The 13,651-nt window shown below is 63.7% G+C and carries 13 protein-coding genes; 5 read left to right on the top strand and 8 right to left on the bottom strand.

Annotation, left to right across the window (positions count from 1 at the left end; all coding sequences use genetic code 11):
- Nucleotides 1-155 precede the first annotated feature (155 nt).
- The 3 genes from CKO23_RS04880 to soxZ all read left to right on the top strand — a co-directional run bounded on the left by CKO23_RS04880 (nucleotide 156) and on the right by soxZ (nucleotide 2,829).
- On the top strand, nucleotides 156-1,676 hold the full coding sequence (locus tag CKO23_RS04880; RefSeq protein ID WP_200328649.1) for a M48 family metalloprotease: 1,521 nt from the start codon (nucleotides 156-158) through the stop codon (nucleotides 1,674-1,676).
- 292 nt (nucleotides 1,677-1,968) lie between these two features.
- The gene (gene soxY, locus CKO23_RS04875) at nucleotides 1,969-2,442 is read left to right on the top strand and encodes a thiosulfate oxidation carrier protein SoxY (RefSeq protein ID WP_200328647.1); all 474 of its coding nucleotides are present in this window, start codon (nucleotides 1,969-1,971) and stop codon (nucleotides 2,440-2,442) included.
- A gap of 75 nt (nucleotides 2,443-2,517) precedes the next feature.
- Complete coding sequence (gene soxZ, locus CKO23_RS04870) at nucleotides 2,518-2,829, top strand: thiosulfate oxidation carrier complex protein SoxZ (RefSeq protein WP_200328645.1); 312 nt, start codon at nucleotides 2,518-2,520, stop codon at nucleotides 2,827-2,829.
- A gap of 168 nt (nucleotides 2,830-2,997) precedes the next feature.
- Here the strand turns inward: soxZ and CKO23_RS04865 are convergent, their stop codons facing one another.
- On the bottom strand, nucleotides 2,998-3,984 hold the full coding sequence (locus tag CKO23_RS04865; protein WP_440870561.1) for a lysophospholipid acyltransferase family protein: 987 nt from the start codon (nucleotides 3,982-3,984) through the stop codon (nucleotides 2,998-3,000).
- Nucleotides 3,985-4,247: 263 nt separating this feature from the next.
- Between CKO23_RS04865 and CKO23_RS04860 the strand changes: the two genes are divergently transcribed.
- Complete coding sequence (locus CKO23_RS04860; RefSeq protein ID WP_200328643.1) at nucleotides 4,248-4,676, top strand: rhodanese-like domain-containing protein; 429 nt, start codon at nucleotides 4,248-4,250, stop codon at nucleotides 4,674-4,676.
- 43 nt (nucleotides 4,677-4,719) lie between these two features.
- Here the strand turns inward: CKO23_RS04860 and CKO23_RS04855 are convergent, their stop codons facing one another.
- From CKO23_RS04855 to CKO23_RS04840, 4 genes are all read right to left on the bottom strand, one after another.
- The gene (locus tag CKO23_RS04855; protein ID WP_346014567.1) at nucleotides 4,720-5,277 is read right to left on the bottom strand and encodes an iron-sulfur cluster co-chaperone HscB C-terminal domain-containing protein; all 558 of its coding nucleotides are present in this window, start codon (nucleotides 5,275-5,277) and stop codon (nucleotides 4,720-4,722) included.
- Nucleotides 5,278-5,404: 127 nt separating this feature from the next.
- A complete protein-coding gene (gene iscR, locus CKO23_RS04850; protein ID WP_200328641.1) occupies nucleotides 5,405-5,887 on the bottom strand; it encodes a Fe-S cluster assembly transcriptional regulator IscR in 483 nt (160 codons plus the stop codon).
- A gap of 62 nt (nucleotides 5,888-5,949) precedes the next feature.
- Nucleotides 5,950-6,747, bottom strand: coding sequence for a serine O-acetyltransferase (gene cysE / locus CKO23_RS04845; RefSeq protein ID WP_200328639.1), 798 nt, complete (start codon nucleotides 6,745-6,747; stop codon nucleotides 5,950-5,952).
- An 8-nt stretch (nucleotides 6,748-6,755) separates the two neighbouring features.
- Complete coding sequence (locus tag CKO23_RS04840; RefSeq protein WP_200328637.1) at nucleotides 6,756-7,559, bottom strand: RNA methyltransferase; 804 nt, start codon at nucleotides 7,557-7,559, stop codon at nucleotides 6,756-6,758.
- 76 nt (nucleotides 7,560-7,635) lie between these two features.
- Between CKO23_RS04840 and CKO23_RS04835 the strand changes: the two genes are divergently transcribed.
- Nucleotides 7,636-8,433: an inositol monophosphatase family protein gene (locus CKO23_RS04835; protein WP_200328635.1), complete on the top strand. Its 798-nt coding sequence runs from the start codon at nucleotides 7,636-7,638 to the stop codon at nucleotides 8,431-8,433.
- Nucleotides 8,434-8,447: 14 nt separating this feature from the next.
- Here the strand turns inward: CKO23_RS04835 and CKO23_RS04830 are convergent, their stop codons facing one another.
- The 3 genes from CKO23_RS04830 to CKO23_RS04820 all read right to left on the bottom strand — a co-directional run bounded on the left by CKO23_RS04830 (nucleotide 8,448) and on the right by CKO23_RS04820 (nucleotide 13,285).
- Nucleotides 8,448-9,557, bottom strand: coding sequence for an osmoprotectant NAGGN system M42 family peptidase (locus CKO23_RS04830; RefSeq protein ID WP_200328634.1), 1,110 nt, complete (start codon nucleotides 9,555-9,557; stop codon nucleotides 8,448-8,450).
- Nucleotides 9,554-11,302, bottom strand: coding sequence for an N-acetylglutaminylglutamine synthetase (gene ngg / locus CKO23_RS04825; RefSeq protein WP_200328632.1), 1,749 nt, complete (start codon nucleotides 11,300-11,302; stop codon nucleotides 9,554-9,556). The genes CKO23_RS04830 and ngg overlap by 4 nt, the downstream gene beginning before the upstream one ends.
- Nucleotides 11,303-11,509: 207 nt before the next feature.
- Nucleotides 11,510-13,285, bottom strand: coding sequence for an N-acetylglutaminylglutamine amidotransferase (locus CKO23_RS04820; RefSeq protein WP_200328630.1), 1,776 nt, complete (start codon nucleotides 13,283-13,285; stop codon nucleotides 11,510-11,512).
- Nucleotides 13,286-13,651 lie beyond the last annotated feature (366 nt).

Here is a 13,651-nt window from a genome sequence, read left to right as displayed (position 1 = left end):
TTCATGCAACGCGCTTCACGCGACTCGATGCCTGAGATATCGATGACTGAGAGATAGATGACAGAGACATAGATGAGTGAGAGATTCGCATCCTCCGTTCGTCGCCATGGTCATGATGCCGGAGACCTGACGGCGGAAGCCTGCCCGAGCAGACCATGACACCGAGCAAACATCCCACGCGATTCAGACGACTCCTGCTCGCCATCGGCACCTTGGCTACGGTCGGCCTGAGCCAGGTCCAGGCAGAGCCCTTCGAGTTGCCCGACATGGGCAGCCCCTCGGACAGCGTCATGAGTACGGGCGCCGAGCTGCGCTTGGGCAAGGCGTTCATGCGCAGCGTCCGGGAATCCTTACCCGTGCTCGACGACCCGGTCCTCACCGACTATGTCGAGTCGCTCGGACGATCGCTGCTCGCGGCAGACAGCGACGCCAGCGGCAACTTCACCTTCTTCGTCATCGATGAGCCCGTGGTGAACGCCTTCGCCGGACCCGGTGGCTATATCGGCGTCTACGCCGGCCTCATCCTTGCGGCCGAGACCGAGAGCGAGCTGGCGGCCGTCATGGCCCACGAAATCGCCCACGTTACGCAGCGGCATCTGATGCGCAGCATCGCCGATCAGAGCAAGATGACCATTCCGGCCACCGCGCTCATCGTCGCGGCGGCCATCCTTGGCGCACAGGTCTCCTCGGACGCGGGCATGGCGGCAATCGCCGGCATCCAGGCCGCCACCTTGCAGCGACAGATCAATTTCACCCGCGACAACGAGAAGGAAGCAGACCGGCTCGGTATCGTCACCCTCTCCAACGCAGGCTTCGACCCCTACGCCATGGCCGGGTTCTTCGAGCGGCTATCCAAGTCCAGCCGCGTCTACGAAACCAACGCGCCCGAACTCTTGCGCACTCACCCCGTCAACAGCAACCGCATCGCCGATGCCTTGGGCCGCGCGGACGATTTCGGCGCCCGCCAGCGCCCCGACAGCCTGCGCTTCCAGCTCGCGCGCGCGAAGCTTCGGGAGCAGAGCTACAAGCGTCCGGAGCAGGCGGTCGCACACTTTCACGACACCTTGCGAGAAGGACGTCTACGCAATGAGACGGCCGAACGCTATGGCTACGCGCTCGCGCTGACACGCGCGGACAAGCTCAAGGAGGCCAAGGAGCTCGCATCCCAGCTGCTTGCCAGCAATCCCATGCTGCCCGAATTCCTCGTCCTGGATGCGCAGCTCGATGCGAAGCAGGGCCGACCCGATCTAGCGGTCAACAACCTCAAGCAGGCGATCGGCCTGTCATCGGGAAGCTGGCCACTGCGGGTCGCCTATGCCGAGGCGCTCATGGAGTCCGGCCAGCCAAGACGCGCCATCGACGAGCTGACGACCGTCGCCAAACTGCGTCCCGGTAACGCCATGCTGTACGATAAACTGGAGCAAGCGGCCATCAAGGCCGGAGATCTCGCTGCAACGCACAGATTCCGCGCCGAAAAGCTCTATGCCGAGGGCGACGCGGAGCCCGCGATCCGCCAACTTGAGATCGCACTGCGGCAACGCGATATCGCCTACCACGATGCGGCCCTGATTCAGGCCCGATTGGATGTCTGGAAGGAAGAAGAGCGCGACGCCAAGGACAAAAAGAAGGGACGCAAGCAAAACGAACCGGGACTTACCCTGCAGCATTTTCACTGACGAGGAGACACGACGATGACGACACCGAGGGCGGCGTCAGCACCCTCATGCACCCCAAGCCTGACCCAGCACTGGCCACGCGGCCCGCAGTTGCAACGCGCGCTCGACAGCCAGCCGTTCGCCTTCAGGCAGATGCCGTTTGGAAACCGTTGATCGGCCAGCCATATTGATCGGCCAGCCATCGCGACGCACGCGGGTCCTGAACTCGCCAATCGACGCACCGATCACATCACATCAGATCACACGTCCATCACACCACGCCCCATCACACCAGGCTCGAAGGAGGCCCTTCATGATCGACGCAAAACGCAGAACGCTGCTGAAAGGCTCGATAACCGCCGGCTCGGTCGGCGTCGCCATCGGCGCGGGATTACTGACACCTCAGCTCGTCCTCGCCGAGTGGAACGAATCCGCCTTCAAAGCGAAGGACATCCCGACGGCGCTGACCGATCTTCTCGGCGGCGACTCCGCCGAGACCAGCGATAAGATCAAGATCAAGGCACCGGACATCGCGGAGAACGGCGCGGTCGTTCCGGTGACGGTCGAGACCGATCTCGAGGGCGTCACCTCGATCGCCATCATCGCCTCCAAGAACCAGACACCGCTCATCGCCGGGTTCGATCTGGGCGAATCGGCACTGCCCTTTGTCTCCACCCGCATCAAGATGGCCGAGACCGCCGATGTCGTCGCCGTCGTCAAGGCGGGCGGCAAGCTCTACCAGAACGCCAAGAGCGTCAAGGTCACCATCGGCGGCTGCGGCGGTTGATCCGAGCGGATCGCGACCGCCCCATCGACCGGACCCAATGCGAAGAGCCCTGATTCAGAGAACGAGGAACAACAGATGTCCGACATCAAGATTCGCGCCAAGCTCAGCGGCGACGAGACCACAGTGAAATGCCTGATGAGCCATCCGATGGAAACCGGCTTGCGCAAGGATAGTAAGACCGGCGAGAAGATCCCGGCCCACTTCATTCAGGAAGTGGTTTGCAAACACAAGGACCAGATCGTGATGACCGCCTCTTGGAGCGGCGGCGTCTCCAAGAACCCCTACCTCTCCTTCAAATTCAAAGGCGGGGCTGCGGGCGATCCGATCGAGATCACCTGGACCGACAACAAGGGCGAGAGCCAGAGCGCGACGGAAAACATCGCCTAAGCGCCAAACAGAGATCGCCCTGCCGAGGCGAGGAAGCCAGCCCACGAGGCTTCGAGATACCGCTGCTGGCAGGCCAGTCTCCGCCTATCGCGTTCGAGCGCTTCGGCGCTCGAATCATCTCAACCCCCAGCTCCCATCCCTGGCGCGTATCCAGCCGGACATCGTGCGTCAAGCAAGCAACCGCTGGACATGCTCAAAGACATGGCCGTCATCGAGAGGGCCGGTGTAGACCTTGAGCGCACCCTGCGGGCGGCGCCTGAAACGCTTATAGGGCCAGAGATATTGCTCCGGGCAGGTCGCGACGCACTGCTCGATGCCGCGATTGAGCGCCGCAGCGGCCTCGGTGTCGTCCTCGCTGTCGATACCTTCGGGTGCGGGAATACAATGGACCCGGAATCCCATGTCGCCCGCGAGCCGTTCGGCGAACATGAAGATCACAGGGGCGCCGGTTCGACGCGCAAGCCGATTGACCAGCAGCATGGTGAATGCAGGCTGACCGAAGAAGGGGGCGAAGACGGCCCCCTTGTCGGCCTTGGGCTCCTGGTCCGGCAGAATCCCCGCATACTCGCCGCGTTCGAGTGCCTGGACCAGCACCCGAATCCCCTTCGCCGTGATGGGCGCCAACTCCGCGCCGCTGCGGGCACGTGACGCGCGAATCATATCGTCGAGGTACTTCTGCGGCTTATAGAAGATCGCCGTCGGACCCTGCGCGGCCAAATAGAGTCCCGCCAGCTCCCAGGCGCCGATGTGCGGAGAGAGCACGATCAGCCCCTTGCCGCCCTTGCGTTGCAGCAGCTCCCCACCCCTGACCTCCCGAATCAGTGAGAGCACGTGATCGGCCGGCCTCAGCCAGAGATAGGCGATCTCGAAATAGGTCTTGCCGAACTCCTTCAGGTTGCGCGTGCGCAGACGCCGCTGCGCGTCCCGGCCCAGTTGCGGCATGCAGAGCGCGATGTTCATCAGCGCATTGCGTCGCTGTCGGTTGGGCCACACAGAGACCGTCCAGCCGACAGCCGCGCCCAGCCGGTGAATGACAGGCAGCGGCAACCGAGCCACCAGCCGCATGAGTAGACGCGCGCCGCCATCCTTCAAGCGAACGCCCACGGATCTTAGCGCTACCGCATTCAATCGAGCACTGTCGTCGCGTTCCGCCAAACCCACCTCCTCAATAAAGACCATCGCGACCCGGTTGCGAGGAAGACACGACGACAAGGCCACTTGATACACTGCGCGCCAGGCCCCCAAGGATACCTAGAACAGGCCGAGAACCCATTGGCCCGACGCCACGCTGGCATCGAGGGTCGCCCGTCATTGAGGTCGGCCGTCATTGAGCAGCGAACTGCAGGCCCGATGTCGGCGCCCGATGCCCGTTCGAACGCAACGACAACCATAACCACCATCGATCGAGGAGTCACCCCATGACAGAAGCCTTGCCAACAGGTCTCACGCCACAAGAAACCATGGAGTTGCTGCAGTCCCATCCGCAAGCCGTTCTCGTGGATATCCGCTCCTCCATGGAGTTCCTGTTCGTCGGACACCCGAAGGGTGCCGTGCACATCCCCTGGATCGACGAGCCGGATTGGGTCGTCAACCCGCATTTCGTCACCGAGATCCGTAAGCTGCTACTGGGCGGCGCGGTCTGCGAGCGGGAAGCGAGCTGCGCCCCTATTGTCCTCATCTGCCGAAGCGGCAAGCGCTCACTGGAAGCGGGACGAGCCTTGATCCAGGAGGGCCTCAAGTCCGTTTTTCATGTCGAGGAGGGATTCGAGGGCGATCTCGACGAGCACCACCATCGCAGCACCCTCGGCGGCTGGCGCTTTCGCGGGCTACCTTGGGAACAATGCTGACGCTCCCGCCGCCAAGCACCCGCGCGCAGCACAAGAACCACGCCTAGTCTCGAACGCACAGCTCGGCGAGGCGATCTTCAGCGTCACGGCGACAGCGGCCGAGAAACTGAAGCTGGCGAACAACCTCACGGGCCGCGCTGACACGCTCAGGGGAGGGATCTGCGAGCAGGGCGTGAAGCTCCTTGTCGAGCGCCGCGCTCTGCTCCGCCAAGCGCGTCAACACCGTTGCAACAGCAGCAGCGGGATCGGAGCGATTGGTTGCCGCAACCAGAGACTCTTCCAGCTCGATCCGCTCCATGAGAGAGGTGCCGATTCGGTCGCGCGCCTCATTGCCGAAGCATCGTGGCTCTTCCTCGACCGAGAAGAGTCCACACAGGTATTGAGCCCTGGAAACGGGATCCTTGAGCGTGCGGTAGGCCTCGTCAACCAGACACTGCGCCTGCGCGAACTCACTACCGTCGGCGCACTGCAGAGCGGGAATCGCCTCGTTGCGTAAGCGCCTCACGACTGCGCGATAGCGTTCGCCCAGCAAACTCAGATCGAGGGCGAAGCGCGTCGGGAGGTCGAACAGCTCGAAATAGTTCTTGGCGTAGCTCAGCACGACGGATGCAATGGGCGCGCAGCCAGTGAAATCGACCGCAGGGGTTGCGCAGAACCAGAGCCCAGTCCCGCCGACCACCGGCACCGCCCCAATGAGACCAAGAGAAAAACCCGCGGAAGCGCGCGGATCAGGCGTTTACGATGATCCGCTGCACGTCGAGTTTGACATCGATCGCGGCACAGGTTGTCGGAGGTCGCTTACCGGATGCGTCCCGCTTGTCGACGAGCTGCTGAAGATCGATCTTGTTCAGGTGCTCATAGATACGATCGCTGAGGTCATGCCAGAGATCGTGGGTCAGGCAGGGACCATCGTTCTGACAGTTGTGGGCACCCCCACAGCGCGTCGTGTCCACACTCTCGTCCACGGCCGTGATCACCTCGGCGACATGGATGTCAACGGCCGGGCGTGCCAGGTTGTAACCGCCGCCAGGCCCGCGCACGCTGGTCACCAGCGAACGCTTGCGCAGCTTGGCAAACAATTGCTCCAGATACGACAGGGAAATGCCCTGGCGTTGAGCGATGTCGGCCAGCGCAATCGGCCCCTTGCCTTGATGGATCGCGAGATCCAGCATCGCCGTCACGGCATAGCGGCCTTTCGTGGTCAGTCTCACGTGCAGCATCCTCCCGGCATGACTTTCGCTGCAATCATACGTTACCCGAGCATTCCGATCAATTAAGCCCTACTCTTTTTCAGACTATCGGACTGCGGCAGATCAGGGTGCGCGGCCTCCTCGATCGCCATCGAATCCAGGTCCGAATCGTGCTCGAAGTGATGCATGATGCCGTGCTGCTCAAGGGCGCGAGACATGACCTCCATGCGCCCATCCATGTGATGGATATGGTCCAGCATGCTGTTGATGGCATTGGCGACCGGATCTGGCGCGTCGCGCGTCGCGCCATAGGCATCGAACCCGATCCGCCTGGCTGTATCGGCGCGCCGCTGGGCCGTCGCGTCCCGCGCGGGCTCGATGATTCGCCCTGGTACGCCAACGGCGGTTGCGCCCGCGGGCACCGACTTGACGACCACGGCGTTCGAGCCGATACGCGCCCCGTCACCGATCTCGATCGGCCCCAGCACCTTCGCGCCCGCGCCCACGACGACGTCGCGCCCGAGCGTTGGATGACGCTTACCCTTCTGCCAGGTCGTGCCGCCCAAGGTCACGCCATGGTAGAGGGTGCAATCGTCACCGATGACCGCCGTCTCCCCGATGACCACACCCATGCCGTGGTCGATGAAGAAGCGACGCCCGATCACCGCGCCCGGGTGAATCTCGATGCCGGTGAATAACCGGGCGACATTCGACAACAGCCGAGCCAGCCACTTGAAGTCCCGCAACCAGAGGCGATGCGCGAGGCGATGCATCATGACCGCATGCAGCCCAGGATAGGTGGTGACGACCTCGAAGGCCGTCCGCGCCGCGGGATCGCGCTCGAAGACGCAGCCGATGTCTTCTTTTAGACGAGCGAACATGATGTCTCTTACGTCTCCTGCTCAGCAGCCGGCTGCGCATCGGGCGGCTCGCCTTTGCGCTCGGACGCGCCGCGCGTCTTGCGACCCTGGGCCGCGCTCAGAATGCCCCGCAGGATGTTGAGTTCGACGCGATCCGGACGCGCCCGGTTGAAGAGCCGGCGCAGACGCTTCATCAGCGTCCTCGACTGCTCAAGGTCACCGAAACCGATCTGGCCCAGCGTCTCGCCGAGATGGCCGTAGAACCCCTCCATCTCGTCGGCTGTCGCCAGATCTCTGGAGGATGCCTCCAAGGGCTCGCCACTGGCCTCGCGGGCGGCTCGCCGGATCTCGTAGGCGAGCACCTGCGCGGCGGCGGCCACATTGAGGGAGCTGAACTCGGGATTGGTCGGGATGTGGACCAGATAGTGGCAACGCGCCAGCTCCTCGTTGGTCAAGCCAGAACTCTCGCGACCCAGGACCAAGGCAACCTCGCCCTGCCCCGCCTCGGCGATCAGCCGGCGCGCGCACTCAGCCGGATCGAGCAGTGGCCATTCGATGGTCCTGAGCCGCGCGCTGGCGCCGACGACAAGCCGGCAGCCGTGCAGGGCATCGTTGAGCGTGGCATGCAGCCCGGCCCGCTCCAGCAGATCGTCCGCACCCGAGGCACGCGCCAGCGCCTCCGCATCTGGCGGCTGCTTGGGCGCCACGAGTTCCATGCGGGACAGCCCCATGGTCTTGAGCGCGCGCGCGGCCGCGCCAATGTTTCCTGTGTGCGTCGTCTCTACCAGAACGAAGCGGATTCGCGCCAGTGAGTCCTTGAATTGGTCTATCATGAGCGGTTACTTCATCACGAACATCGCTGTGTCGAAAAAGCATGATACAGCGACCGCTCCGGATATCCCTCAACAGATGCACCCAAGTCTCAATATCGCTATCCGTGCCGCCCGCAGCGCCGGCAAGCTCCTGCTCCGTTACTCAGACCGCGTCGACCAGATCAAGGTCGAATCCAAGAGCCGCAACGATTTCGTCAGCGACATCGACCGCGCCGCAGAGGCGACCATCATCCAGGAGCTGAGGGGCCGCTTCCCCCACCACGCCATCCTGGCGGAAGAGAGCGGCGAACAAGGCTCGGGCGATCACCTCTGGATCATCGATCCGCTGGACGGAACCACGAATTACCTGCACGGCTTCCCCCAGTTCGCGGTCTCGATCGCCCTCCAGTACAAGGGCCAGCTCGAGTGCGCGGTCGTCTACGACCCCTTGCGCGAGGAGATGTTCACGGCGGCGAAAGGTCAAGGCGCTCAGCTCAACGACCGCAAGATCCGCGTCGCCAACCGGCCATCACTCGAGGGCGCCCTGATCGGCACGGGCTTCCCCTTCCGCGATCAAAGCCACATCGACGCCTATCTCGGCATGTTCAAGGCCATGACCCTGGCCACGGCAGGTCTGCGGCGGCCGGGTTCGGCCGCCTTGGATCTCGCCTACGTCGCGGCCGGACGCACCGATGGCTTCTGGGAGTTGGGGCTTGCGCAATGGGATTGCGCGGCTGGCGCCCTCCTGGTCAAGGAGGCGGGCGGCACCATCACCGACCTGAGCGGCGCGGAGCGTTTCCTCGATACCGGCAACATGGTCGCCGGAAATCTCAAGGTCCACCGCGCCATACTGGACCTGATCCAGCCCTTCCTGACCGACAAGCTCCGGGCCTGACACCCGGCCCGCCCCTAACCCGGCAGCGTCGGGAAGCCGGCGCGCGGCCCGATACCATAGCGGTCACGGCTGTAGAGGGGCGGCCCCTGCATATAGATGCCCACCAGCCTGGCGAGCGACTCCAAGGCGTCGAGATGGATGCGCTCGTAACCATGTGATGCGTCGATACCAAAGGTGACGAGCGCGGTTCGCACGTCATTCCCCGCCTCGAGCGCCGCGGCACTGTCCGAGCGGTAGTATTTAAAGACGTCGCGCTGATGCGGGATGGCAAACTCCTGACAGAGCTGGATCACCCGATGCGTCAGGTGATAATCGAAAGGGCCACTTTGGTCGGCCATGGCGATGGTGACGCCAAACTCGCTCGAGTTCTGGCCAGGCGCCGAGGTGCCGTTATCGATGGTCAGCATCTCAGCCACATCCTGATGCAGGGCGGCAGAGGCCCCGGAGCCGATCTCCTCCGAGATCGTGAAGAGCGGATGGCAGTCGACCGGCAGCTTCAAGCCCTCACGCGTCACCGCTTCGATGGCCGCCAGCAGCACGGCGGCACCGGCCTTGTCGTCCAGATGCCGCGCGTTGATGAAGCCGGTGTCCGTGATCTCCGGGGTCGTATCGATGGCGAGGAAGTCCCCTACATGCACGCCAAGCCGCAATAGGTCCTCGAGACCCCTCACCCTGGAGTCGATCCGAAACTCGACATGATCCCAGCCGCCGGGCTGGTTATCGATCTCGGGCGCAAAGGTGTGCCCAGAGGCCTTGAGCGGAAGGATGGTGCCGCGCCACTGCCCGGTATCCGTGAAGAGCGTCGCGCGCGCGCCCTCGGCGAAACGCGCGTTCCAATGACCGACCGGCACCAGCACCAGCCGGCCGTTGTCTTTGAGGCCCTTGACCATGGCCCCGAGGGTATCGATATGGGCAACGATGGCGCGATCCGGCTCAGAGACCTTGCCGGAGAGCGTGGCGCGAATGGCCCCGCGTCGCGTCAACTCGAAGGGCACGGACAACCGCTCCAACTCCTCGCTGACCAGGTGGACAGCCCGATCCGTGTAGCCGGAAGGACTGGGTGTGAAGAGCAGCTTCAGTAAGATATCGACCAGATAGTCCGAGTCGATCGTCGGCAACTTCAAGAATAATCCTCCCGAAAAACGGTCTGCGGGAACAAGAGATCCACGAAACGCTCAGCCGTTGGCTGAGGCTCATGGTTCGCCAGCCCCGGGCGCTCGTTGGCCTCGATGATGACGTAATCCGGCTCACCAACCGCCGGGACGATGAAATCCAGCCCGGTCACCGGGATATCCAGCACACGCGAGGCCGCGCAAGCCGCTTCCGCCAGTTTGGGGTGCAATTCGGCTGTCACGTCGTGAATCGTGCCGCCGGTATGCAGATTCGCCGTCTTGCGCACCTGAAGATACTCGCCCTCCGGCAGGATGTCGTTCATTTCATGCCCGAAGTGTCGCACGCAGCGCTCCGTCTCGGCATCCATGGGGATAGAGCTTTCTCCCCCAGTGGCGGCGCGACGGCGGCGGCTCTGCGCCTGGATCAGATCCCGGATGCTGTGCTGACCCGTGCCCACCACATGCGCCGCGCGGCGAATGGCCGCGGCGACGACCTGGAAATCGATCACGACGATCCGCAGGTCATCGCCAGCGACGAATTCCTCAAGAATGACCACATCGCAAACGCGCCGCGCCGCCGCGACCGCATGCTCCAGCGTCTTGGCATCGCGCACGTCGACGCTAATGCCCGCCCCCTGCTCGCCCCTCGCCGGCTTGACGACCAGGCTGCCGAGCTTGGAGAGAAAGGCCTCGGCCTGATCGAGCGCCTCATACCTGGCCTGCTCGGGCACCCGCAGCCCGGCCCTTTTGAGCAGCCGATGCGTGATCGCCTTATCGTCACAGCGACTCATGGCCACCGCGCTGGTCAGCTCGCTCAGGCTCTCGCGGCAAACGATCCGCCGCCCACCAAGAATGAGCGCGAAGTAGCCGGCCTCGGCATCGATGACCTCGATTCCGATGCCGCGCCGGCGCGCCTCGTTGACGATGATGCTGGCGTAGGGGTTCAGATTGGCCTCGGGCTGACGCCCAATGAAGAGTGGCTCGTTGAAGGCATTCTTGTTCTTCAGCGCGAAGGCTGGGACGCGCTGGAAACCAAGCTTGCGGTAGAGCCGAATCGCGTTGAGATTGTCATGGATGACCGACAAATCCAGAAAGGCGCGGCCCCTGGCCAGGTAGTACTCGATGACCTGCCGAACCAGGGTCTCGCCAATTCCGGGATAAGGCGCCTGCGGATCGACCGCCAGCGCCCAGAGGCTTGCGCCGTTCTCGGGGTCGTCGAACGCGGCGCCGTGATCCACGCCGTTGACGACGCCGAGAATCACGCCATCCTGCTCGTCCTCGGCGACCCAGTAGCTCAGCACCTTGGAGGTCCGATTCTCCCAGATGAAGTCCGCGCCGGGAGGCACCATTCGGCGACTGATGTAGAGCCGCTGAATGGCCTCGGCGTCCGCAAGACTGTTGAGCAGACGCACATGGAAGCCCTTGGGGCGGCGTTGGCAGGATTGGTAACGCTCGAACCAGAGCCGAAAGGTGTGCGAGGGGTCGAGAAAGAGATCCTGCGGCGCGTAGGACAGGACGACATGAGGATCGCTGAGATAGAGCGCGACGTCGCGCTTTCCAGCGCGCTCGTCCTGCAGCGCGTTGGCGAGCACCTTGGGGTCAGTGAATGTCTGCCCAAAGAGCAGGCGACCCCAGCCACAATCAACGGTGGCGGACTGACCCAAGGACTGGTCGGCCCTCGGCTGTCGATCCCAATTCTTGACGGAGGGCGCCCTGCTGCGCTCGAGACGGTGATGGAAGCGTTCTTTCATACTCATCGTCAGCTGTCCTTTCTGCGTCACTCGCCGTGGTCGGGATGCCTGTCCGCCGCCCTATCCGGCCGATGTCGACGACCGGACCGGGATTGCCCAGCATCCACGCCGCCGCCGGACGCCGCCAAGACCTGCCATGTGGGTCGGCACCCCTGTCGCGATCGAAATCGCTTCGATCGGGAATCGATCGGGAATCGATCGGTAGGAATGGGTTCAGACACCCTGCTCCTGCAACCACATCTCCAGCAGGGCGACTTGCCAGAGCTTCGAGCCGCGCAGCGGCGTGATGTGATCGTCCGGCGCAGCCAGCAGTTCATCGACATAGGCGGTCTGGAAGAGCTCACGCTCGCGGGCGCGCTGGGAGTGCAACACATCCCGCACCGTATCCAGGACCTGACCACGCAGGTATTTCAGAGCGGGGACGGGGAAGTAGCCTTTGGGCCGATCGATGACCTCGCTCGGAATCACCTTCCGCCCGATCGCCTTGAGCACACCCTTGCCGTCGTCGCACAGCTTGTGCTCGTCCGGCATACGCGCCGCCAGCTCGACCAGCTCATGGTCCAGGAAGGGGACGCGCGCCTCGAGCCCCCAGGCCATGGTCATGTTGTCGACACGCTTGACCGGGTCGTCGACCAGCATGATCTGCTGGTCCAGGCGCAACGCCTTGTCGACTGGCGCATCCGCGCCAGACCGGGCGAAATGCGATCGAATGAAGGCACGGCTGTCGTCCTCGCCGTGAAAGCGCGCGTGGACCGCACGGCCGTAATCCTCGTGACTGCGGTCGCAGAAGGCGCGTGCATAGTCGGCCTCCGGATCGAGGCTGCCGACCATGGGCGGATACCAGTGATAGCCAGCGAAGACCTCGTCGGCGCCCTGACCGCTCTGCACCACCTTGACGTGCTTGGCGACTTCCTGAGAGAGGAGGTAGAAACCGATGACGTCATGGCTCACCATGGGCTCGGACATCGCCCGCACACAGCTCGGCAGCTCCGGCAGTAACCGGGAGGCGGAATCCACCCGAATCTTATGGTGAGTGGTACCGTAGTGTTTCGCGATGAGGTCCGAATATTGGAACTCGTCGCCAACCTCCTCGCCGACGCTCTCGAAGCCGACGGAAAAGGTATTGAGTCCCTGCTGCCCGTGCTCCGCAAGAAGGCCGACGATGAGACTGGAGTCCAGCCCACCGGAGAGCAAGACACCGACGTCCACGTCCGCCACGAGACGACGTTTGACGGCCGTCCGCAGGCTGGCCAGAACCCGCTCCTGCCAATCCTCGAACCTCAGGCCGCGCTCCTCGGGCCGTGCCTCGAAGACCGGCTCCCAATAGGTGCGATCGCGAAAGCGACCGTTGGGCTCGATGGTGCGGATGGTCGCCGGCGGGAGCTTGCGCACGCCCGCAAGGATGGTGTGCGGGGCAGGCACGACCGCATGGAAGTGCATGTAGTAGTGGAGAGCGACCGGATCGATCTCCGTCGAGACGCCCCCACCCGCCAGCACGGCCGGCAAGGTCGAGGCAAACCGCATCGCTCCCTTGACCTCGGCATAATAGAGAGGCTTGATCCCCAGCCGGTCGCGCACCAGGGTCAGACGACCGGAGTCGCGCTCGGCGATGGCGAAGGCAAACATGCCATGAAAGCGATCCACACAGTCGGCACCCCAGGCGTGATACGCCTTGAGGACGACTTCCGTATCCCCGTGGGAGAAGAAGCGATAGCCCTTCGCCTGCAGCTCAACGCGCAACTCTTCGTAGTTATAGATACAACCATTGAAGGCGACCGTGAGTCCAAGCTCGCTGTCGATCATCGGCTGGGCGGCATGGCTGCTCAGGTCGATGATCGAGAGCCGTCGATGGGCCAGAGCGACGCCCCCCTGCTGCCATATCCCGTGGCCATCCGGGCCGCGCGGGATCATGGCCGCGTTCATGGCGCTCAGGGCGCCGAGATCGATAGGGGCATCATCGAAGCGGATTTCACCGCAAAAACCACACATGAAGCTCTCTCCTCGTACTGGGGCAAACACATCGACGGCAGCCGCCCCATCCAGCGCACCAAGCGGGTTGGCGACCGACACCGGAGCAGGCGGCACAGGGGCGGAGCGACAGCCCGCGCGGGACAGCGAGGCGTCAAGGATCCAGGTCGTCGGGCCGGATCGAATCGCGCCAGATACGCGCCGCAAGGGCAAGGTCGCAGCTGAACGCTCCGCCTGCAATGCCAGTGGTGTTTCCCTGACAGACGCCTCTACAGCGCCACGCTGCGTCAGCGCTTGCTTGCGCCAAATCCATTGAAAAATCCGCTTGTTATTATGGTACCCGAGGCGGCCCTGTGTTTCCAGGCGCAGGCCCGGCACGCGGATCCG

It is taken from the genome of Thiocystis violacea (genome assembly GCF_016583565.1).
In the GTDB taxonomy this organism is placed as follows: Bacteria; Pseudomonadota; Gammaproteobacteria; order Chromatiales; family Chromatiaceae; genus Thiorhodococcus; species Thiorhodococcus violaceus_A.
The sequence above is the reverse complement of the archived record's forward strand: the minus strand, read 5'-3'. Positions and strand labels throughout refer to the sequence as shown.